Raw genomic sequence first — 22,288 nt, 5'->3', positions numbered from 1 at the left:
GTGGAATTAATTTGCTTGCCGGAAGCAAAATAACCGGCAAGCAAATATTTGTTACTTCAGCATATTACGAATGACATAATGCAAAATGCCGTCGTTCTGGTAGTAGGTCAACTCCGTCGCGGTGTCGATACGACAACGGCAGGGTACGACCTCCTGGCTACCATCCGCGCGCGTAAGCGTCACCGGAACCGTCGCACCGGGTTGTAGATTTTGCAGATCGCCAATATCAATCTTCTCTTCCCCGGTTAGTCCTAACGTTTTACGCGTTACGCCTTGCGGAAATTCCAGCGGCAGGATGCCCATGCCAATTAAATTCGAACGGTGAATTCGTTCAAACGATTCGGCAATCACCACACGAATTCCAAGCAGACGAGGACCTTTTGCCGCCCAGTCACGGCTTGAGCCTGAACCATACTCTTTCCCGGCAATCACCGCCAGCGGCGTTTGTTCCTGCTTATAGCGCATCGCAGCATCATAAATAGAGACTACGTCGCTGTCAGGTAAATGCCGCGTCATCCCCCCTTCAACGCCAGGCACCATTTCATTACGGATGCGAATATTGGCGAAGGTGCCGCGCATCATCACTTCATGGTTACCACGCCGCGAACCGTAGGAGTTAAAGTCTTTTCGCTCAACACCCCGACCTTGTAGATATCGACCCGCTGGGCTGTCGGGCTTAATACTGCCCGCCGGAGAGATATGGTCAGTGGTGACTGAATCCCCCAGCATTGCGAGGATCCGCGCACCGTGAATATCTTCCACTGGTGCTGGTGTTGCCTGCATTTCATCAAAGAAAGGCGATAAGCGAATATAGGTTGAGTCCTCCTGCCAACCGTAGGTATCGGATCGTGTGACGTTAATTTCCTTCCACTCTGCTGTGCCTTCAAAAACTTCTGCGTACTCTTTGCGGAACATTTCTGTGGAGACTTGTTCTACCGCACGGGCAATTTCTTGTGCCGATGGCCAGATATCTTTCAGATAAACCGGATCGCCTTTACGATCATGACCAATAGGCTCAGAAGCCAGGTTGATATTCATATTTCCCGCCAGCGCATAGGCAACCACCAGCGGCGGCGAGGCCAGCCAGTTGGTTTTAACCAGCGGATGGATACGGCCTTCAAAGTTACGGTTGCCGGACAGCACTGCACCGACGGTTAAATCGCCTTTTTTGATTGCCGTTTCGATAGGATCGGGCAGCGGCCCAGAGTTACCAATACAGGTAGTACAACCGTATCCCACAAGGTTAAACCCCAGTTCGTCGAGAAACGGTGTCAGTTTCGCTTTTGCCAGATAGTCAGAAACAACTTTCGAGCCTGGTGCCAGCGACGCTTTGACCCACGGTTGCCGCTTGAGGCCAAGAATTACGGCTTTTTTCGCCAGCAAGCCTGCAGCCATCAGCACACTTGGGTTAGAGGTGTTGGTGCACGAGGTTATCGCAGCAATGACCACAGCGCCATCAGGTAACTGATACTGATGTCCGTTCATAACATAATCGACCGGCTGGCGATCTTTATGCGTGGCATTCACTTCCAGTTCGTTACTGGCGGCAAATACTTTTGGTACATCGGGCAGTGCAACGCGATCCTGTGGGCGTTTTGGCCCTGCCAGGCTCGCTTCAACGTCATTCATATCCAGTTCTAACGTACTGGTAAAAATCGGTTCATCGCCCGGGTTACGCCACATGCCCTGCGCTTTGGCATATTTTTCGACCAACTCAACCTGATCTTCGCTGCGCCCGCTTAAACGCATGTAATCGAGGGTTACAGCATCGATTGGGAAGAAGCCACAGGTGGCACCATATTCTGGCGACATATTGGCAATGGTGGCGCGATCCGCCAGCGGTAGTGAATCCAGACCATCACCATAAAATTCGACGAATTTCTCCACCACGCCATGTTTGCGCAGCATTTGGGTAACAGTGAGAACCAGGTCTGTGGCGGTAATACCTTCACGTAATTTACCGGTAAGTTTAAAGCCCACTACGTCCGGGATAAGCATGGAAACCGGCTGGCCTAACATTGCGGCTTCTGCTTCGATCCCACCCACGCCCCACCCCAGCACGCCAAGGCCGTTGATCATAGTGGTGTGCGAGTCAGTACCAACGAGTGTATCCGGATAAGCAATCCATTCACCGTCCTGCAATTCACTCCACACTGCTTTGCCGAGATATTCGAGGTTAACCTGATGGCAAATGCCTGTGCCTGGCGGCACGACGCTAAACCGACTGAACGCTTGCTTTCCCCATTTCAGGAACACATAACGTTCGTGGTTGCGCTCCATTTCCAGGCGTACGTTTTCTTCAAATGCCTCATCATCACCAAAACGATCGACGGTCACCGAGTGGTCAATGACCAGGTCGACCGGTGAGAGCGGGTTAACCTTTGCAGTATCGCCGCCGAGGCGTTTAACCGCTTCGCGCATTGCCGCCAGATCAACAACGGCAGGTACGCCGGTAAAGTCCTGCATCAACACCCTTGCCGGGCGGTAGGCAATTTCACGGTCAGCATGGGCATTTTTCAGCCATCCTGCCAGCGCGTGGATATCCTCTTCGGTAACCGAGTTACCATCCTGCCAGCGCAGCAGGTTTTCGAGCAAAACTTTGAGTGACTTGGGTAGACGGGTGATATCGCCCAGTGATTTAGCAGCAAGCGGCAGGCTGTAGTAGTGGTAAGTTTTATCTTTGGCCTGCAACGTGTCCTTACTGGCTTCTCGTAGGGTTGACGACATAGCTCCTCCTTAATGACAGGGTTGCGAAGCCCTGATTCTCTTCAGGGTGAATATTAAAGATAACACAAACATCGCGTAACGATTTGATAACAACCCAAATTGATAAAAGAGGAGAAACCTTGTGGCAAAGCAAATGACAACCCCGCCGCAGCGGGGTCAAGGATCAGTGAGTAATGATCCAGAGGAGTTCGGCCCAGAAGAGCATCGACAGAGAAAACGCGCCCATCCAGGACCAATATTTCATATTTGTGTTGATCATAGGCTACACCCTTAACGGTTATTATTTTGTGTTGAGATAACTCAAGCTGTTATTGCTGCGGTGTATTAAAAGCCCTTTAATTCATTAAAAATGGGTAATAAGAATGATGATAATTATTGTTTCGGCTGATCATCTTCAGCAAACAGTTCTATAAAGGCTTGCTGCTGCGATGTTAGTTGCCAGTCGTCTGGAATAACGACGGAACATTCCCGTTTCGTTTCTGTTTCATTGTCACTATGCTGGCATAATGGTGACGACTCCAGTTGCTCCTGACCGACCATAGTTATCCCCACACTTTCCAAATCAGCAGTGCGACAACCACCCAGAAAAGTGCAGAACCAAGAAAAACCGCCAGCCAGGCTTTACGTTTTAATTCAGGATCGCGGCGGGGTTCCTGATTTCCAGAAGGCATTGCTAACCTCATATAATCGCCATCACTTATCAGCAAGACGTTGAACGATTGGTGTAATTAATCATACGATGAGACAAATCCTAAAGAAACTTTAGTCAAAAATCGGTGATGCTGCCAACTTACTGATTTAGTGTATGATGGTGTTTTTGAGGTGCTCCAGTGGCTTCTGTTTCTATCAGCTGTCCCTCCTGTTCAGCTACTGACGGGGTGGTGCGTAACGGCAAAAGCACTGCCGGACATCAGCGCTATCTCTGCTCTCACTGCCGTAAAACATGGCAACTGCAGTTCACTTACACCGCTTCTCAACCCGGTACGCACCAGAAAATCATTGATATGGCCATGAATGGCGTTGGATGCCGGGCAACTGCACGCATTATGGGCGTTGGCCTCAACACGATTTTACGTCACTTAAAAAACTCAGGCCGCAGTCGGTAACCTCGCGCATACAGCCGGGCAGTGACGTCATCGTCTGCGCGGAAATGGACGAACAGTGGGGCTATGTCGGGGCTAAATCGCGCCAGCGCTGGCTGTTTTACGCGTATGACAGTCTCCGGAAGACGGTTGTTGCGCACGTATTCGGTGAACGCACTATGGCGACGCTGGGGCGTCTTATGAGCCTGCTGTCACCCTTTGACGTGGTGATATGGATGACGGATGGCTGGCCGCTGTATGAATCCCGCCTGAAGGGAAAGCTGCACGTAATCAGCAAGCGATATACGCAGCGAATTGAGCGGCATAACCTGAATCTGAGGCAGCACCTGGCACGGCTGGGACGGAAGTCGCTGTCGTTCTCAAAATCGGTGGAGCTGCATGACAAAGTCATCGGGCATTATCTGAACATAAAACACTATCAATAAGTTGGAGTCATTACCCAAAAATCCAGCGAATTTACGAATCGTCTCCAGTGAATAATTCAATCTTTTGACCTGAAATAGATATTTGAAAACTGGAGTTTGCGAGGCGGGTAATTAGACACTACTTTACAGGTAATTTACCCTATAAATATGAGGGATAAAAATATTGTGCACGGTATAGAAATAAGTAACAAAAGAGAATATATTCCGGCACCTTCGCTACATAAAAGGTGCCGAAAATAACGCAAGAAATTATTTTTCCGGCAGTTTTATATCTTTAAACATGACCTCAATTTCTTCATTAGAGCGCAATGCGACAGCCGCATCAACGACATCACGCGTTAAATGCGGTGCAAAACGCTGAATGAAATCATACATATAACTGCGCAAGAAAGTACTACGGCGAAAACCAATTTTGGTTGTACTGTGGCTGAAGATATCGTGAGCATCAACACGCACAAGGTCGGGATCGGCGACCGGATCCACCGCCATGCTGGCAATGACCCCTACCCCCAGCCCTAACCGGACGTAAGTTTTAATGACGTCAGCATCCGTTGCCGTGAAGACGATACGCGGCGTTAACCCTGCGCGGTTAAAGGCAGTATCCAGTTCTGAACGTCCGGTAAAGCCGAAGGTATATGTCACCAACGGATATTGCGCCAGTTCTTCAATGGTAATGGCTTTTTTGCCTGCCAGCGGGTGATCCGGAGTGACTACAATAGCCCGATTCCAGTGGTAGCACGGTAACATCACTAAATCTTCATACAGATGCAGCGCTTCTGTGGCGATAGCGAAATCAGCATTGCCTTTAGAGACGGCATCAGCAATTTGTGTCGGCGAGCCCTGGTGCATATGCAAAGAAACGCGGGGATAACGCTCAATAAAGCCTTTGATAACGTTTGGTAACGCGTAGCGTGCCTGGGTATGCGTGGTGGCGATATACAGTGAGCCTTTATCCGGCCAGGTGTGCTCTCCGGCAACCGATTTTATGGCATCGACTTTCGACAGGACTTCGCGAGCGATACGAATTATTTCTTGCCCTGCTGGCGTTACCTGCGTCAGGTGCTTGCCGCTTCGGGAAAAAATTTGAATGCCTAGCTCGTCTTCCAGCATTCTGACTTGTTTACTGATCCCGGGTTGTGATGTGTAAAGTCCTTCCGCTGTTGATGAGACATTCAGGTTATGATTGACCACCTCAACAATATAGCGAAGTTGTTGTAATTTCATGTTAAACCATCCACTTAGACGCCATCAGAACATCGTTTTTTCGTCACACCTGGCGGGTGACTAATACGATTTAATAATAAAAAAGGTGCTAACTATAACCACTATATCATTTATAGCCTTAGTGTATAGGTGTGAAGAAAAAATAATATGCAATAAAAAAGGGCCGCTTTCGCGACCCTTTGTTTATAAAAACCTGACAGAATTAAAGGTTATTTTTTTCCTTCAACCCATTTGCCATCAACATAAAATGCTGACCAGCCAGTCGCCTTTCCGTCTTTTTCCGAAGAGACATATTGCTGTTTGGTTTTACGGCTAAAGCGAACCATGGTCTTATTACCTTCCGGATCCTGCTGTGGCGCATCGGCCAGATAACGCAGTTTTTCCGGCAGACGGTCGCGGAAGCGATAAAGCTCTTCCACCAGTGGCGCACGCGTTTCACGCGATTTCGGGAAAGTGTTGGCAGCCAGGAAAACACCCGCAGCGCCGTCACGCAGCACGAAATAAGCATCTGATTTTTCGCACGGCAGCTCAGGTAATGGCACCGGATCTTCTTTCGGTGGTGCCACTTCGCCGTTACGTAAAATCTTACGTGTGTTTTTACACTCTTCGTTGGTGCAGGCCATGTATTTACCGAAACGCCCCATTTTCAGGTGCATTTCAGAGCCACATTTTTCACACTCAACGATCGGGCCGTCATAACCTTTAATGCGGAATTCGCCCTCTTCGATCTCGTAACCGTCGCAGGTTGGGTTATTACCACAGACATGCAACTTACGTTTCGGATCGATGAGATAGCTGTCCATCGCCGTGCCGCATTTCGGGCAACGACGTTTTGCGCGCAGCGCGTTGGTTTCAGCGTCTTCGCCTTCCAGTACGTTCAGCACTTCGTTTTCCGGCACCAGGTTAATGGTGGTTTTGCAACGCTCTTTCGGCGGCAGCGCATAACCAGAACAGCCAAGGAATACCCCGGTGCTCGCTGTGCGAATCCCCATTTTGCGACCACAAGTCGGGCAGTCAATGCTGGTCAGAACCATCTGGTTCGGGCGCATACCACCCTCTTCCGGATCTTTTTCAGCTTTATCTAACTGCTGGGTGAAATCCGAGAAGAAGTGATCCAGTACAGCTTTCCACTCTGCTTCGTGATTTGCCACCAGGTCGAGGCTGTTTTCCATCTGTGCGGTGAAGTCGTAGTTCATTAACTCGCGGAAATTTTCTTCAAGGCGATCGGTGACGATTTCGCCAATTTTTTCCGCATAGAAACGACGATTTTCTACTCGCACGTAGCCACGATCCTGAATGGTCGAAATGATCGACGCATAGGTAGACGGACGACCGATACCGCGTTTTTCCAGCTCTTTAACCAGCGATGCTTCACTGAAACGGGCTGGCGGCTTGGTAAAGTGCTGGGCTGGTGTAAGTTCAACGAGCGTCAGAGCATCGCCTTTATTAACTGCTGGTAAGATGCGATCTTCATCGCCTTTACGCAACGCAGGCATCACTTTTGTCCAGCCATCAAAACGCAAAATACGACCGCGTGCTTTCAGGCGGAAATCGCCCGCACCAATGGTCAGCGTCGTGGAGTCATATTTCGCTGGGGTCATCTGGCAGGCTACGAACTGACGCCAGATTAACTGGTACAGTTTCTGCGCATCTGCTTCCATATCCTTCAGCGATTCCGCCATCACATTGACGTCAGAAGGACGAATCGCTTCGTGCGCTTCCTGTGAGTTTTCTTTGCTGGCGTACTGATTCGGACTTTCCGGCAGATATTTCTTACCAAAATTATCGCTGATATAACCACGAACCATATTTACCGCGTCCTGACTCAGGTTAGTGGAGTCGGTACGCATGTAAGTGATATAGCCTGCTTCATACAAACGCTGCGCCATCATCATGGTTTTTTTCACGCCAAATCCAAGACGGGTGCTGGCAGCTTGTTGCAGCGTAGAGGTAATAAAAGGAGCGCCAGGTTTACTGGTTGTCGGTTTGTCTTCACGTTCCAGCACGCTGTAGCGCGCTTTTTCCAGCAGACTTACCGCAGCCTGAGTTTGTTCTTTGTTGACCGGACGGAACGGTTTGTCGTTCTGATGAGTCACCTGTAACGCCAACGCTTCACCAGATGGCGTGGTCGTGCTGGCATCGACTTCCCAGAACTCTTCCGGCACGAACGCTTTAATTTCACGCTCACGCTCGACCACCAGGCGAACCGCCACCGACTGCACACGACCGGCAGACAGACCACGAGCGATCTTTTTCCATAGCAGCGGCGAAACCATATACCCCACCACGCGGTCCATAAAGCGACGCGCCTGCTGGGCATTAACACGATCAATATTCAGCTCACCCGGTTTGTTAAATGCCTGGCGGATCGCGTTTTTAGTAATTTCGTTAAACACCACTCGGCTATAGCGCGCATCATCACCCCCAATCACTTCCCGCAGGTGCCATGCAATGGCTTCCCCTTCGCGGTCAAGGTCGGTTGCGAGATAGATGTGGTCGGCTTTTTCAGCCAGTTGTTTCAGTTCAGAGACGACCTTCTCTTTACCAGGCAACACTTCATAGTGCGCCTCCCAATTGTGCCACGGGTCAACCCCCATACGGTTGACGAGAGCGCCACGTTCATCCTTTTTAGGCTTTTTAGCCGTCTTGGTGGAGGTAGAGTCGGCACTCTTTTTGGCAGCTGAGCCACTGGTCGGCAAATCGCGGATGTGACCGACGCTGGATTTCACCACGTAGTCACTACCCAGATACTTGTTGATCGTTTTGGCTTTTGCCGGGGACTCAACGATGACAAGAGCTTTACCCATATTCACCTTACCTAATTTGATTCTTCCAGGAATGCGTCGCACGTTGATAAACCTTCCACTGGCAACGAGTTACCGATATGGACTCGTTCTCTGCGGATATCAACCCCTTGTCGTGACTCTGTTCACGAAAATTCAGGTGACTGAGTTAACAGGTCTTGGCCTACAGGCGCTATAGCACGACGGAATTTTGGTCGAATGTCAAGCAAATCTATTGCCAGATTGACGAAAGCGTCACACTGTACCTGATAAAATCCGATACGCAACTTTATTAGCATGCAAAATCCAAAGTTGCCAGTAAGGCGCTCTTGCCACCAGCGTGGTATATTTGTCTGCAAGCCATGCCTGGCGTAGACTAATGTCCTTGTTTAAGGAGTAAATAATGAACAAAGAGACACAACCCATCGACCGCGAAACGCTGTTGAAAGAGGCCAACAAAATCATTCGTGAGCATGAGGATACGCTCGCAGGGATTGAAGCCACCGGCGTCACGCAGCGTAATGGCGTGCTGGTATTTATCGGCGACTACTTTTTAGATGAACAAGGATTGCCAACAGCCAAAAGCACCGCGGTGTTTAATATGTTCAAACACCTGGCCCATGTGCTTTCAGAAAAATATCATCTGGTTGATTAAAGCAAAACGCGAGGTCTTAGCCTCGCGTTTGTCTTTTACATCAATGGCTTTTGACCCCGCTGCCACCAGCGTAGCAACAATCGATCGGCGCTCTCTGCCGCGCTGCCGGTGAATCGGTCAATGAGTCGTTTACGCTGCATATAGCGTACATTAACCACTTCACGGCCTTCCATCAGGCTAAGAATAACTTCATCACTGGTGTTGATTTCATCAACCAGGCCTTTCTCTACCGCCTGTTGTCCGTACCAGTGTTCACCCGTTGCCACCTGTTCAATATCCAGAGACGGACGCATACGCTTCACAAAATCTTTAAATAACTGATGCGTTTCGTTCAGCTCTTCGCGGAATTTCTCCCGCCCTTCTTCGGTATTTTCACCCAGCAAGGTCAGCGTGCGCTTATACTGCCCGGCGGTGTGCAGTTCGATATCAATATCTTTGCTTTTCAGGAAGCGGTTAAAGTTGGGCATTTGCGCCACCACCCCAATGGAACCCACAATAGCAAACGGTGCGGAAACAATTTTGTCCGCCACACAGGCCATCATGTAACCGCCGCTGGCAGCGACTTTGTCTACCGTAACAGTTAAAGGAATGTTTTTATCACGCAGACGCTGCAGCTGCGAAGCCGCCAACCCGTAACCATGCACCATGCCACCAGGGCTTTCCAGACGGAGCACAACCTGATCCTGCGGTTTGAATGCTGCGAGTACCGCCGTTATCTCTTCACGTAGCGAGTTCACTTCATGGGCGTCCATGCTGCCTTTAAAATCCAGCACCCAGACGCGAGGTTTACTGTCAGTTGCCACCTCGCCCAGTTTGGCTTTCGCTTTTGCTGCTTTCGCTTCTTGCTTGTGCTTTTTCTTCTGCGCTTTGTGCCACTGTTTTTGCTGATGTGAGTCCATCAGCGCCGCGGCCAGTTCTTCTTTCATCTCCTTATACTGTTCGCTGAGATTGTTGACCCGTAACTCGCCACGCTGGCGTTTATTACGTTGAGCAACATTGACAATAATGGCGGCAATCGCCGCAATCGCTAGCACAACGGTAACGATTTTCGCCAAAAACAAACCATATTCAGACAACAATTCCACGAGTCCCCACCTTGGTTAAACAACGCTTTGGCTCACAGTTTACAACAGGCATGTTAAGCCGTCTCGCAGAGATGTTATTGCAGCGAAAGTATGACAAAGTATCCATTTTGCGGTGTTATCGCCCCAGGCTGATTGAAATGCCCTTCTGTTTCAGGCATAAAGCCCCAAAGTCATAAAGTACACTGGCAGCGCGACAGACAACGTCGTTGAGGAGTAGCCATGCATTACCAGCCAAAACAAGATTTACTCAATGATCGCATTATCCTGGTGACGGGAGCCAGCGATGGGATTGGTCGTGAAGCCGCGATGACGTATGCACGCTATGGTGCGACAGTGATTCTGTTGGGCCGTAATGAAGAAAAATTACGTCAGGTAGCCAGCCACATAAACGAAGAAACTGGGCGTCAGCCACAGTGGTTTATTCTCGATTTGCTGACCTGCACGTCCGAAAATTGCCAACAACTGGCACAGCGCATTGTCGTTAATTATCCGCGTCTGGATGGTGTTTTGCATAATGCCGGATTGCTCGGCGATGTTTGCCCAATGAGCGAACAAAATCCGCAGGTCTGGCAGGACGTCATGCAGGTCAACGTTAATGCCACCTTTATGCTCACCCAGGCACTGCTTCCTTTATTACTCAAATCGGACGCCGGTTCACTGGTCTTTACTTCATCAAGCGTTGGACGTCAGGGACGAGCCAACTGGGGTGCATATGCAGCGTCGAAATTTGCCACCGAAGGGATGATGCAGGTACTGGCCGATGAATATCAGCAGCGCCTGCGCGTCAACTGCATTAACCCAGGCGGTACGCGCACCGCAATGCGCGCAAGCGCCTTCCCGACCGAAGATCCACAGAAACTTAAAACACCCGCTGATATCATGCCGCTCTACCTCTGGCTGATGGGCGATGACAGCCGCCGTAAAACCGGCATGACCTTTGACGCCCAACCGGGCCGTAAACCAGGAATTTCCCAATGAGTGATGAACGCTACCAACAGCGTCAGCAGCGAGTGAAAGAAAAAGTAGATGCTCGTGTGGCCCAGGCCCAGGATGAACGCGGTATTATCATCGTCTTTACCGGCAATGGAAAAGGCAAAACCACCGCGGCATTTGGTACGGCAACACGCGCAGTTGGTCACGGAAAAAAAAGTGGGCGTCGTGCAGTTTATTAAAGGCACCTGGCCTAATGGCGAACGCAATCTGCTGGAGCCACATGGCGTTGAGTTTCAGGTGATGGCAACGGGCTTTACCTGGGATACACAAAACCGCGAGTCTGATACCGCCGCCTGCCGCGAAGTCTGGCAACATGCAAAGCGGATGCTTGCTGATTCCTCACTGGATATGGTTTTGCTTGATGAACTGACGTATATGGTGGCGTATGACTATTTGCCACTGGAAGAAGTGGTGCAGGCGTTAAATGAACGTCCACATCAACAGACGGTGATTATCACGGGTCGAGGCTGTCATCGGGATATTCTTGAACTGGCGGATACGGTAAGTGAGCTGCGCCCCATCAAACATGCGTTTGATGCCGGTGTTAAGGCGCAAATAGGGATTGATTATTAATCTGTAAAAATGCCGGATATGACGTCCGGCATACTTTGATTAACCGTTATTACGCCCGCCAGAACGACGACCGCCGCTCACCTGACTGTGACGTTTCACCGCACGACGAATCTGATTAGCCTTCATGCGACGACGGTCTTTTTCTACAGCGACTTTAGAGCTGGTTTCTGGCGGAAGCTCCACCAGTTCGCGCAGATAGTTAGTCTGGGCGAGGTCCAGCTCCGTCCAGCCACCGCGTGGCAGACCTTTTGGCAGTGGGATATCACCGTAACGAACACGGATCAGGCGGCTCACCTGCACACCAACCGCTTCCCACAGACGACGAACTTCACGGTTACGGCCTTCGGTCAGAGTCACGTTGTACCACTGGTTGATCCCTTCGCCGCCGCTGAACTTGATGGTTTTAAAAGCTGCCGGACCATCTTCCAGTTGCACGCCACGACTCAAATCACGCAGTTTCGCGTCGTCAACCTGACCAAATACACGCACGGCGTATTCACGTTCAACTTCACGGCTTGGATGCATTAAACGGTTTGCCAGTTCACCATCGGTGGTGAACAGCAGCAGACCACAGGTGTTAACGTCCAGACGACCTACGGCAATCCAGCGTGCGCCACGCAGCTTTGGCAGACGGTCAAACACCGTCGGACGCCCTTCCGGATCGTTACGGGTACACAACTCACCTTCCGGTTTGTAATAGGCCAGAACGCGACAAATTTGTTCAGCGGACTCACGTACCGAAATCAGATGACCATCGATACGAATTTTCAGCCCAGGGGTAACTTCAACGCGATCGCCGAGTTTAGCAATTTTGCCATCAACACTCACACGACCGGCTTCAATAATAGATTCGATTTCACGGCGGGAGCCGTGGCCAGCGCGGGCCAGCACTTTCTGTAATTTTTCGCTCATAGAGCTTCCTTTTGGTGTCGCCTTCCCAGGCGTCTGATATGCTTTTGTGCAACAGTGAGTCAGAACTTACATCTGACTCACTGATAGTAAAGTCTGTTTGAACTCTTCAGGCCTTAAGTAAACGACTCGACGTTTTAACTGGCCTGGCTTTGAGGCGCAACATACTACACTATCTTTATGGTTAAAGCTTGTTTCGATTAACATCAGCTTAATTACCAGCCACCACCGCCTCCGCCACCCGCGCCGCCACCAGCACCACCACCGGAATAACTTCGCCCCAACAAACTGGTTTTGGCCCCCAGACTCAGGTGCATCTGTAATGAAAACAAAACGCCACTACGGGCAATTTCCGGGGCGCTAACAGCCGCTGTGAGTGATGGGGTGATACGTGCTACCCATTCTCTTCCAAGGTTTGCTGAGACTGCCCAACCTAGCAACGCGTAATCCAGTTTCCGTGTTTCCCCTTTCCGCCGACGCCCACTGTGTGTTGCTGCCTCTTTACGCGCAAGATAGTTAACGATAGCTTCACCGTGGGCATAACGTTGCTGCCCAGTTTGTGTAAACTTTGGCAGAAAAATATACCCCATGCCAGTGAGATAACCGGTCAGGAAAACAGCGCTAAAATAACCCGCTGGCATATACCAGTAAAAGAATACATCTCCGACATTGATGTAGAGAGAATAGAAGGCCACGCCTGAACAAATCAGTGGTAAACAATTCTTCCGTCCTCAAGGATGCGGCCATTTCGATATGTGTCGCCCTCTTCTCCAGTAAAGAGATCGATTTCGCTAAATGGATTACCCGCGATATCAGGGAACTTGAGTGAAAATCGGGTCTTATAGATTTCAAACGGCCAGTGGTTACCAGTCACGTTCCAGATTAACAGATCTGAATCTCCCTCACGCAGGAAAGCATTTTTAACCTGATAATGAATTTGATAATGATAGTCGCCTTGAGGCAAGAAACGTTGTTTATCGCCCACGACAATACTCATTAACCCGATATGCCAGTCATGATGCCAGGGTTCAGGAATACCATCACGGGTGACGCCAACAATATGATAGTTCAGCAGTGCAGCGTCCCCATCAGGCTGCATCCAGAGTCGTGGTAAATCACGATAAAATCCGTGTTTAATCTGCTGATTTCGCGCCTGAAAATGAATATTTTCTTTGATGTCGAGCACCCCATCCGGTTGCAGAGTGGCTTCAACATCAAAGAGCGAAATCCCTTCTTCATAAGAAGGGATCTCCGTGTTTTCTGCATAACTTAGAGATGATACAAATAGCCCTGCTATCAACAGCAAAATGCAGCGAAACTTCCCTGCCATAGTCTTCCATCCGTGGAACGCAATTTGTTATAAGAAAGGCTTCACATCACCTACGCCTTCACGCACCACGACCGGCGTATCATCGGTAAGATCAATAACCGTTGTCGGTTTCTGCCCGAGATAGCCGCCGTGAATAATCAAATCTACCTGTTTTTCCAGACGGTCTTTAATTTCTTCGGGATCGGATTCGGTAAATTCGCTGCCTGGCAGCATTAGCGAAGTGGAAAGCATCGGTTCGCCCAGTGCTTCAAGCAACGCCTGCGCAATCGGGTTAGAAGGCACACGCATACCGATGGTTTTGCGTTTTTCCTGCAACAGACGGCGTGGCACTTCCTTCGTCCCCTTCAGGATGAAGGTATAGTTGCCCGGCGTGTTGTTTTTCATTAAACGAAACGCAACGTTATCAACAAATGAATAGGTCGAGAGTTCAGAAAGATCGCGACACATCAGGGTAAAGTTGTGACCGTCCGGCAGCTGGCGAATACGACAAATACGCTCCATCGCGTTTTTATCTTCAATTTTACAGCCGAGCGCATAGCCGGAATCAGTTGGATAAACAATCACCCCGCCTTTACGCACGATCTCCACCGCCTGGTTGATCAGACGTTGCTGTGGGTTATCAGGATGAATATAAAAAAACTGGCTCATAATTCCCTCTCTGTGGTGTTCTGCGGCTGTTCCCATAGCTGCCAGACGCCTTCAACGCCTGCGGGCAGCCAGAGTTTACGACCTAGTTCGATCCACGGGCATGGCTGATGAAAATCAGATCCTTGTGATGCCCATAAATGATGCTGACGCGCAAGGGCCGCCAGCTGGGTACGTTCATTGGGCGATTGCTGGCACTGCGCGACTTCCATCGCGTCACCGTGGTGTTCGGCAAAATGCGCAACCAATCTTTTCAGCCATTTAGCACTAAGATTGTACCGCCCAGGATGAGCTAGCACCGCCTTACCGCCAGAATGATGAATGACATCAATAGCTTGTTCTATTGTACACCACTGTGGCGGAACGTATCCGGTTTTCCCGCGCGCCAGATATTTTTTAAAGACATCCGCCATTGAACTGGCTTTGCCGCACCCCACAAGGAAACGCGCAAAATGACCGCGCGTCACCGCACCGCCCTGCGCCAGTCGTCGCGCGCCTTCCAGTGCCCCTGGTATTTGCGCTTTTTCAAGTCTTTCGGCAATCAGTTGCGCCCGCTGATTGCGCCGTTCTGTCTGCTGCGCGAGGAACTCACACATTAGCGGATGAGTAATATCAATATTCAGCCCGACAATATGAATTTCATGATTTTCCCAGACCGTGGAAATTTCCACGCCGGGAATAAGATTCAGCGCCAGTCCCGAACGTGAAATTTCCTCTCTTGCTGGCACGATTGCAGCTGTGTTGTCATGGTCGGTGATCGCCAGGGTACCGACGCGCATCTCGACTGCACGGTGCACCAATACTTCTGGCGTCAGGCAGCCATCGGAAGCTGTGGTATGGCTGTGCAGGTCGTAAATCACTGCGTAATTCGTGTCGCTCAAGGCGCACTCCCGTTCTGGATAATGTTTTTTGCGCCGACATCATAACAGTTCTGGCAAATATTCTGAAATCAGCTGTTGACAATTAATCATCGAACTAGTTAACTAGTACGCAAGTTCACGTAAAAAGGGTATCGACAATGAAAGCAATTTTCGTACTGAAAGCTTGGTGGCGCACTTCCTGAAACGGGCAGTGTATTCACCATGCGTAAAGCAATCAGATACCCAGCCCGCCTAATGAGCGGGCTTTTTTTTGAACAAAATTAGAGAATAACAATGCAAACACAAAAACCGACTCTCGAACTGCTAACCTGCGAAGGCGCTTATCGCGACAACCCGACTGCGCTTTTTCACCAGTTGTGTGGGAATCGTCCGGCAACGCTGCTGCTGGAATCCGCAGATATCGACAGCAAAGATGATTTAAAAAGCCTGCTACTGGTAGACAGTGCGCTGCGCATTACAGCATTAGGTGACACTGTCACAATTCAGGCACTTTCCGGCAACGGCGAAGCCCTGCTGGCACTACTGGATAACGCCCTGCCTGCGGGTGTGGAAAATGAACAATCACCAAACTGCCGTGTGCTGCGCTTCCCCCCTGTCAGTCCACTGCTGGATGAAGACGCCCGCTTATGCTCCCTTTCGGTTTTTGACGCTTTCCGTTTATTGCAGAATCTGTTGAATGTACCGAAGGAAGAACGAGAAGCAATGTTCTTCGGCGGCCTGTTCTCTTATGACCTTGTGGCGGGATTTGAAGATTTACCGCAACTGTCAGCGGAAAATAACTGCCCTGATTTCTGTTTTTATCTCGCTGAAACGCTGATGGTGATTGACCATCAGAAAAAAAACACCCGCATTCAGGCCAGCCTGTTTGCTCCGAATGAAGAAGAAAAACAACGTCTCACTGCTCGCCTGAACGATCTTCGCCAGCAGCTGACCGAAGCCGCGCCGCCGCTGCCGGTGGTTTCCGTGCCGCATATGCGTTGTGAATGTAATCAGAGCGATGAAGAGTTCGGTGGCGTAGTGCGTTTGTTGCAAAAAGCGATTCGCGCTGGAGAAATTTTCCAGGTGGTGCCATCTCGCCGTTTCTCTCTGCCCTGCCCGTCACCGCTGGCGGCCTATTACGTGCTGAAAAAGAGTAATCCCAGCCCGTACATGTTTTTTATGCAGGATAATGATTTCACCCTGTTTGGCGCGTCGCCGGAAAGTTCGCTCAAGTATGACGCCACCAGCCGCCAGATTGAGATCTACCCGATTGCCGGAACACGTCCACGCGGTCGTCGTGCCGATGGCTCGCTGGACAGAGACCTCGACAGCCGCATCGAACTGGAAATGCGTACCGATCATAAAGAGCTTTCTGAACATCTGATGCTGGTGGATCTCGCCCGTAATGATCTGGCACGCATTTGCACCCCCGGCAGCAGCTACGTCGCCGATCTTACCAAAGTTGACCGTTACTCTTACGTGATGCACCTGGTCTCCCGCGTGGTCGGTGAGCTGCGCCACGATCTCGACGCCCTGCACGCTTACCGCGCCTGTATGAATATGGGGACGTTAAGCGGTGCGCCGAAAGTACGCGCCATGCAGTTAATTGCCGAGGCGGAAGGTCGTCGCCGCGGCAGCTACGGCGGCGCGGTAGGTTATTTCACCGCGCATGGCGATCTCGACACCTGCATTGTGATCCGCTCGGCGCTGGTGGAAAACGGTATCGCCACCGTGCAAGCCGGTGCTGGCGTAGTCCTTGATTCTATTCCGCAGTCGGAAGCCGACGAAACCCGTAATAAAGCCCGCGCTGTACTGCGCGCTATTGCCACCGCGCATCATGCACAGGAGACTTTCTGATGGCTGACATTCTGCTGCTCGATAATATCGACTCTTTTACGTACAACCTGGCAGATCAGTTGCGCAGCAATGGGCATAATGTGGTGATTTACCGCAACCATATTCCGGCGCAGACCTTAATTGAACGCCTGGCGACGATGAGCAATCCGATACTGATGCTTTCTCCTGGCCCCGGTGTGCCGAGCGAAGCCGGTTGTATGCCGGAACTCCTCACCCGCTTGCGTGGCAAGCTGCCCATTATTGGCATTTGCCTCGGACATCAGGCAATTGTCGAAGCTTACGGGGGCTATGTCGGTCAGGCGGGCGAAATTCTTCACGGTAAAGCGTCGAGCATTGAACATGACGGTCAGGCGATGTTTGCCGGATTAACAAACCCGCTGCCGGTGGCGCGTTATCACTCGCTGGTTGGCAGTAACATTCCGGCCGGTTTAACCATCAACGCCCATTTTAATGGCATGGTGATGGCAGTACGTCACGATGCGGATCGCGTTTGTGGATTCCAGTTCCATCCGGAATCCATTCTCACCACCCAGGGCGCTCGCCTGCTGGAACAAACGCTGGCCTGGGCGCAGCAGAAACTAGAGCCAGCCAACACGCTGCAACCGATTCTGGAAAAACTGTATCAGGCGCAGACGCTTAGCCAACAAGAAAGCCACCAGCTGTTTTCAGCGGTGGTGCGTGGCGAGCTGAAGCCGGAACAACTGGCGGCGGCGCTGGTGAGCATGAAAATTCGCGGTGAGCACCCGAACGAGATCGCCGGGGCAGCAACCGCGCTACTGGAAAACGCAGCGCCGTTCCCGCGCCCAGATTATCTGTTTGCTGATATCGTCGGTACTGGCGGTGACGGCAGCAACAGTATCAATATTTCTACCGCCAGTGCGTTTGTCGCCGCGGCCTGTGGGCTGAAAGTGGCGAAACACGGCAACCGTAGCGTCTCCAGTAAATCTGGTTCGTCCGATCTGCTGGCGGCGTTCGGTATTAATCTTGATATGAACGCCGATAAATCGCGCCAGGCGCTGGATGAGTTAGGTGTTTGTTTCCTCTTTGCGCCGAAGTATCACACCGGATTCCGCCACGCGATGCCGGTTCGCCAGCAACTGAAAACCCGCACCCTGTTCAATGTGCTGGGGCCATTGATTAACCCGGCGCATCCGCCGCTGGCGTTAATTGGTGTTTATAGTCCGGAACTGGTGCTGCCGATTGCCGAAACCTTGCGCGTGCTGGGGTATCAACGCGCGGCGGTGGTGCACAGCGGCGGGATGGATGAAGTTTCATTACACGCGCCGACAATCGTTGCCGAGCTGCATGACGGCGAAATTAAGAGCTATCAATTGACCGCTGAAGATTTTGGCCTGACTCCCTACCACCAGGAGCAACTGGCAGGCGGAACACCGGAAGAAAACCGTGACATTTTAACACGCTTGTTACAAGGTAAAGGCGACGCCGCCCATGAAGCAGCCGTCGCTGCGAACGTCGCCATGTTAATGCGCCTGCATGGCCATGAAGATCTGCAAGCCAATGCGCAAACCGTTCTTGAGGTACTGCGCAGTGGTTCCGCTTACGACAGAGTTACCGCGCTGGCGGCACGAGGGTAAATGATGCAAACCGTTTTAGCGAAAATCGTCGCAGACAAGGCGATTTGGGTAGAAACCCGCAAACAGCAGCAACCGCTGGCCAGTTTTCAGAATGAGGTTCAGCCGAGCACGCGACATTTTTATGATGCGCTACAGGGTGCACGCACGGCGTTTATTCTGGAGTGCAAGAAAGCGTCGCCGTCAAAAGGCGTGATCCGTGATGATTTCGATCCGGCACGCATTGCCTCCATTTATAAACATTACGCTTCGGCAATTTCGGTGCTGACTGATGAGAAATATTTTCAGGGGAGCTTTGATTTCCTCCCCATCGTCAGCCAAATCGCCCCGCAGCCGATTTTATGTAAAGACTTCATTATCGACCCTTACCAGATCTATCTGGCGCGCTATTACCAGGCCGATGCCTGCTTATTAATGCTTTCAGTACTGGATGACGACCAATATCGCCAGCTTGCAGCCGTCGCTCACAGTCTGGAGATGGGGGTGCTGACCGAAGTCAGTAATGAAGAGGAACTGGAGCGCGCCATTGCATTGGGGGCAAAGGTCGTTGGCATCAACAACCGCGATCTGCGTGATTTGTCGATTGATCTCAACCGTACCCGCGAGCTTGCGCCGAAACTGGGGCACAACGTGACGGTAATCAGCGAATCCGGCATCAATACTTACGCTCAGGTGCGCGAGTTAAGCCACTTCGCTAACGGTTTTCTGATTGGTTCGGCGTTGATGGCCCATGACGATTTGCACGCCGCCGTGCGCCGGGTGTTGCTGGGTGAGAATAAAGTATGTGGTCTGACGCGTGGGCAAGATGCTAAAGCAGCTTATGACGCGGGCGCGATTTACGGTGGGTTGATTTTGGTTGCGACATCACCGCGTTGCGTCAACGTTGAACAGGCGCAGGAAGTGATGGCTGCGGCACCGTTGCAGTATGTTGGCGTGTTCCGCAATCACGATATTGCCGATGTGGTGGACAAAGCTAAGGTGTTATCGCTGGCGGCAGTGCAACTGCATGGTAATGAAGATCAGCTGTATATCGATACGCTGCGTGAAGCTCTGCCAGCACACGTTGCCATCTGGAAAGCATTAAGCGTCGGTGAAACCCTGCCCGCCCGCGAGCTTCAGCACGTTGATAAATATGTTTTAGACAACGGCCAGGGTGGAAGCGGGCAACGTTTCGACTGGTCACTATTAAATGGTCAATCGCTTGGCAACGTTCTGCTGGCGGGGGGCTTAGGCGCAGATAACTGCGTGGAAGCGGCACAAACCGGCTGCGCCGGACTTGATTTTAATTCTGCTGTAGAGTCGCAACCGGGCATCAAAGACGCACGTCTTTTGGCCTCGGTTTTCCAGACGCTGCGCGCATATTAAGGAAAGGAACAATGACAACATTACTTAACCCCTATTTTGGTGAGTTTGGCGGCATGTACGTGCCACAAATCCTGATGCCTGCTCTGCGCCAGCTGGAAGAAGCTTTTGTCAGCGCGCAAAAAGATCCTGAATTTCAGGCCCAGTTCAACGACCTACTGAAAAACTATGCCGGGCGTCCAACCGCACTGACCAAATGCCAGAACATTACGGCTGGCACGAACACCACGCTGTATCTGAAGCGCGAAGATTTGCTGCACGGCGGCGCGCATAAAACTAACCAGGTGCTCGGTCAGGCTTTACTGGCGAAGCGGATGGGTAAAACCGAAATCATCGCCGAAACCGGTGCCGGTCAGCATGGCGTGGCGTCGGCCCTTGCCAGCGCCCTGCTCGGCCTGAAATGCCGTATTTATATGGGTGCCAAAGACGTTGAACGCCAGTCGCCTAACGTTTTTCGTATGCGCTTAATGGGTGCGGAAGTGATCCCGGTGCATAGCGGTTCCGCGACGCTGAAAGATGCCTGTAACGAGGCGCTGCGCGACTGGTCCGGTAGTTACGAAACCGCGCACTATATGCTGGGCACCGCAGCTGGCCCGCATCCTTATCCGACCATTGTGCGTGAGTTTCAGCGGATGATTGGCGAAGAAACCAAAGCGCAGATTCTGGAAAGAGAAGGTCGCCTGCCGGATGCCGTTATCGCCTGTGTTGGCGGCGGTTCGAATGCCATCGGCATGTTTGCTGATTTCATCAATGAAACCAACGTCGGCCTGATTGGTGTGGAGCCAGGTGGTCACGGTATCGAAACTGGCGAGCACGGCGCACCGCTAAAACATGGTCGCGTGGGTATCTATTTCGGTATGAAAGCGCCGATGATGCAAACCGAAGACGGGCAGATTGAAGAATCTTACTCCATCTCCGCCGGATTGGATTTCCCGTCTGTCGGCCCACAACACGCGTATCTTAACAGCACTGGACGCGCTGATTACGTGTCTATTACCGATGATGAAGCCCTTGAAGCCTTCAAGACGCTGTGCCTACACGAAGGGATCATCCCGGCGCTGGAATCCTCCCACGCCCTGGCCCATGCGCTGAAAATGATGCGCGAAAACCCGGAAAAAGAGCAGCTACTGGTGGTTAACCTTTCCGGTCGCGGCGATAAAGACATCTTCACCGTTCACGATATTTTGAAAGCACGAGGGGAAATCTGATGGAACGCTACGAATCTCTGTTTGCCCAGTTGAAGGAGCGCAAAGAAGGCGCATTCGTTCCTTTCGTCACGCTCGGGGATCCGGGCATTGAGCAGTCATTGAAAATTATCGATACGCTAATTGAAGCCGGTGCTGACGCGCTGGAGTTAGGCATCCCCTTCTCCGACCCACTGGCAGATGGCCCGACGATTCAAAACGCCACTCTGCGCGCCTTTGCGGCAGGTGTGACTCCGGCACAATGTTTTGAAATGCTGGCACTGATTCGCCAGAAACACCCGACCATTCCCATTGGCCTGTTGATGTATGCCAATCTGGTGTTTAACAAAGGCATTGATGAGTTTTATGCCCAGTGCGAGAAAGTCGGCGTCGATTCGGTGCTGGTTGCCGATGTGCCAATTGAAGAGTCCGCGCCCTTCCGCCAGGCCGCGTTGCGCCATAATGTCGCACCTATCTTCATCTGCCCGCCAAATGCCGATGACGACCTGCTGCGCCAGATAGCCTCTTACGGTCGTGGTTACACCTATTTGCTGTCACGAGCGGGCGTGACCGGCGCAGAAAACCGCGCCGCGTTACCCCTCAATCATCTGGTTGCGAAGCTGAAAGAGTACAACGCTGCACCTCCATTGCAGGGGTTTGGTATTTCCACCCCGGATCAGGTAAAAGCAGCGATTGATGCAGGAGCTGCGGGCGCGATTTCTGGTTCAGCCATTGTTAAAATCATCGAGCAACATATTAATGAGCCAGAGAAAATGCTGGCGGCACTGAAAGTTTTTGTACAACCGATGAAAGTGGCGACGCGCAGTTAATCCCCAGCCGCCAGTTCCGCTGGCGGCATTTTAACTTTCTTTAACGAAGCCGGAAAAATCCTAAATTCATTTAATATTTATCTTTTTACCGTTTCGCTTACCGGTGATGCTGCCAACTTACTGATTTAGTGTATGATGGTGTTTTTGAGGT

At 51.3% G+C, this 22,288-nt stretch carries 19 protein-coding genes, 2 pseudogenes and 1 other annotated feature; of the genes and pseudogenes, 10 read left to right on the top strand and 11 right to left on the bottom strand.

What is annotated here, in order from left to right:
• Positions 1 to 51 precede the first annotated feature (51 nt).
• The 4 genes from acnA to C1P89_RS05105 all read right to left on the bottom strand — a co-directional run bounded on the left by acnA (position 52) and on the right by C1P89_RS05105 (position 3,410).
• Positions 52 to 2,727, bottom strand: coding sequence for an aconitate hydratase AcnA (gene acnA, locus C1P89_RS05120; RefSeq protein WP_000099508.1), 2,676 nt, complete (start codon positions 2,725 to 2,727; stop codon positions 52 to 54).
• 163 nt (positions 2,728 to 2,890) lie between these two features.
• The gene (gene ymiC / locus C1P89_RS05115; protein ID WP_001310756.1) at positions 2,891 to 2,986 is read right to left on the bottom strand and encodes a small membrane protein YmiC; all 96 of its coding nucleotides are present in this window, start codon (positions 2,984 to 2,986) and stop codon (positions 2,891 to 2,893) included.
• A gap of 113 nt (positions 2,987 to 3,099) precedes the next feature.
• Positions 3,100 to 3,267, bottom strand: a complete 168-nt coding sequence (locus C1P89_RS05110) for a YciX family protein (RefSeq protein ID WP_001297116.1) — start codon at positions 3,265 to 3,267, stop codon at positions 3,100 to 3,102.
• 2 nt (positions 3,268 to 3,269) lie between these two features.
• Positions 3,270 to 3,410: a YmiA family putative membrane protein gene (locus tag C1P89_RS05105; protein ID WP_001300896.1), complete on the bottom strand. Its 141-nt coding sequence runs from the start codon at positions 3,408 to 3,410 to the stop codon at positions 3,270 to 3,272.
• 147 nt (positions 3,411 to 3,557) lie between these two features.
• Between C1P89_RS05105 and C1P89_RS05100 the strand changes: the two genes are divergently transcribed.
• Positions 3,558 to 4,255 (top strand): IS1-like element IS1A family transposase gene (locus C1P89_RS05100; protein WP_094096600.1). Its coding sequence is split into 2 segments (ribosomal slippage): positions 3,558 to 3,807 and positions 3,807 to 4,255, totalling 699 coding nucleotides; the frame shifts between segments, so codons are not numbered across the junction.
• Between the two features lie 249 nt (positions 4,256 to 4,504).
• On the opposite strand, the gene cysB is transcribed toward C1P89_RS05100, so the two are convergent.
• Positions 4,505 to 5,479 (bottom strand): HTH-type transcriptional regulator CysB, encoded by a 975-nt coding sequence (gene cysB / locus C1P89_RS05095; RefSeq protein ID WP_000776253.1) that lies wholly within the window; start codon positions 5,477 to 5,479, stop codon positions 4,505 to 4,507.
• Positions 5,480 to 5,688: 209 nt separating this feature from the next.
• On the bottom strand, positions 5,689 to 8,286 hold the full coding sequence (gene topA, locus C1P89_RS05090; protein WP_005154109.1) for a type I DNA topoisomerase: 2,598 nt from the start codon (positions 8,284 to 8,286) through the stop codon (positions 5,689 to 5,691).
• A 379-nt stretch (positions 8,287 to 8,665) separates the two neighbouring features.
• Here topA and C1P89_RS05085 point away from each other — a divergent pair, with 379 nt between their 5' ends.
• Positions 8,666 to 8,917, top strand: a complete 252-nt coding sequence (locus tag C1P89_RS05085; protein WP_001031528.1) for a YciN family protein — start codon at positions 8,666 to 8,668, stop codon at positions 8,915 to 8,917.
• Between the two features lie 35 nt (positions 8,918 to 8,952).
• Here C1P89_RS05085 and sohB read toward each other — a convergent pair whose 3' ends face one another.
• Entirely contained in the window at positions 8,953 to 10,002 is a 1,050-nt protein-coding gene (gene sohB, locus C1P89_RS05080; protein WP_000422045.1) for a protease SohB, read from the bottom strand.
• A gap of 219 nt (positions 10,003 to 10,221) precedes the next feature.
• On the opposite strand from sohB, the gene C1P89_RS05075 reads away from it, so the two are divergent.
• Together C1P89_RS05075 and cobO are read left to right on the top strand one after the other, a co-directional pair.
• Positions 10,222 to 10,980, top strand: a complete 759-nt coding sequence (locus C1P89_RS05075) for a YciK family oxidoreductase (protein WP_000559293.1) — start codon at positions 10,222 to 10,224, stop codon at positions 10,978 to 10,980.
• A pseudogene (cobO, locus tag C1P89_RS05070) lies at positions 10,977 to 11,568 on the top strand (cob(I)yrinic acid a,c-diamide adenosyltransferase). The gene C1P89_RS05075 and the pseudogene cobO overlap by 4 nt, the downstream one beginning before the upstream one ends.
• Before the next feature lie 39 nt (positions 11,569 to 11,607).
• On the opposite strand, the gene rluB reads toward cobO, so the two are convergent.
• The 4 genes and pseudogenes from rluB to rnm all read right to left on the bottom strand — a co-directional run bounded on the left by rluB (position 11,608) and on the right by rnm (position 15,333).
• Positions 11,608 to 12,480, bottom strand: coding sequence for a 23S rRNA pseudouridine(2605) synthase RluB (rluB, locus tag C1P89_RS05065; protein ID WP_001291216.1), 873 nt, complete (start codon positions 12,478 to 12,480; stop codon positions 11,608 to 11,610).
• A 212-nt stretch (positions 12,481 to 12,692) separates the two neighbouring features.
• A pseudogene (locus tag C1P89_RS05060) lies at positions 12,693 to 13,807 on the bottom strand (DUF2207 domain-containing protein).
• Between the two features lie 27 nt (positions 13,808 to 13,834).
• A complete protein-coding gene (locus C1P89_RS05055) occupies positions 13,835 to 14,455 on the bottom strand; it encodes an L-threonylcarbamoyladenylate synthase (protein ID WP_001295575.1) in 621 nt (206 codons plus the stop codon).
• Positions 14,452 to 15,333 carry an RNase RNM gene (gene rnm / locus C1P89_RS05050; protein WP_001285698.1) on the bottom strand — a complete coding sequence of 294 codons (882 nt, stop codon included), beginning with the start codon at positions 15,331 to 15,333 and terminating at the stop codon, positions 14,452 to 14,454. The genes C1P89_RS05055 and rnm overlap by 4 nt, the downstream gene beginning before the upstream one ends.
• A gap of 137 nt (positions 15,334 to 15,470) precedes the next feature.
• Here rnm and trpL point away from each other — a divergent pair, with 137 nt between their 5' ends.
• The 6 genes from trpL to trpA all read left to right on the top strand — a co-directional run bounded on the left by trpL (position 15,471) and on the right by trpA (position 22,137).
• The gene (gene trpL, locus C1P89_RS05045; RefSeq protein ID WP_001386774.1) at positions 15,471 to 15,515 is read left to right on the top strand and encodes a trp operon leader peptide; all 45 of its coding nucleotides are present in this window, start codon (positions 15,471 to 15,473) and stop codon (positions 15,513 to 15,515) included.
• Positions 15,492 to 15,585, top strand: a sequence feature (Trp leader region). Its footprint overlaps the gene before it by 24 nt.
• 21 nt (positions 15,586 to 15,606) lie before the next feature.
• Positions 15,607 to 17,169, top strand: coding sequence for an anthranilate synthase component I (gene trpE / locus C1P89_RS05040; protein ID WP_001194626.1), 1,563 nt, complete (start codon positions 15,607 to 15,609; stop codon positions 17,167 to 17,169).
• The gene (gene trpD, locus C1P89_RS05035) at positions 17,169 to 18,764 is read left to right on the top strand and encodes a bifunctional anthranilate synthase glutamate amidotransferase component TrpG/anthranilate phosphoribosyltransferase TrpD (RefSeq protein ID WP_000763500.1); all 1,596 of its coding nucleotides are present in this window, start codon (positions 17,169 to 17,171) and stop codon (positions 18,762 to 18,764) included. Before trpE ends, trpD begins: the two co-directional genes overlap by 1 nt.
• A complete protein-coding gene (trpCF, locus tag C1P89_RS05030) occupies positions 18,765 to 20,126 on the top strand; it encodes a bifunctional indole-3-glycerol-phosphate synthase TrpC/phosphoribosylanthranilate isomerase TrpF (protein ID WP_000983923.1) in 1,362 nt (453 codons plus the stop codon).
• 11 nt (positions 20,127 to 20,137) lie between these two features.
• The gene (gene trpB, locus C1P89_RS05025; protein WP_000209521.1) at positions 20,138 to 21,331 is read left to right on the top strand and encodes a tryptophan synthase subunit beta; all 1,194 of its coding nucleotides are present in this window, start codon (positions 20,138 to 20,140) and stop codon (positions 21,329 to 21,331) included.
• Entirely contained in the window at positions 21,331 to 22,137 is an 807-nt protein-coding gene (gene trpA / locus C1P89_RS05020) for a tryptophan synthase subunit alpha (protein ID WP_000443058.1), read from the top strand. Before trpB ends, trpA begins: the two co-directional genes overlap by 1 nt.
• The last annotated feature ends 151 nt before the right edge of the window (positions 22,138 to 22,288 follow it).

It is taken from the genome of Shigella sonnei (genome assembly GCF_002950395.1).
In the GTDB taxonomy this organism is placed as follows: domain Bacteria; phylum Pseudomonadota; class Gammaproteobacteria; order Enterobacterales; family Enterobacteriaceae; genus ECMA0423.
The sequence above is the reverse complement of the archived record's forward strand: the minus strand, read 5'-3'. Positions and strand labels throughout refer to the sequence as shown.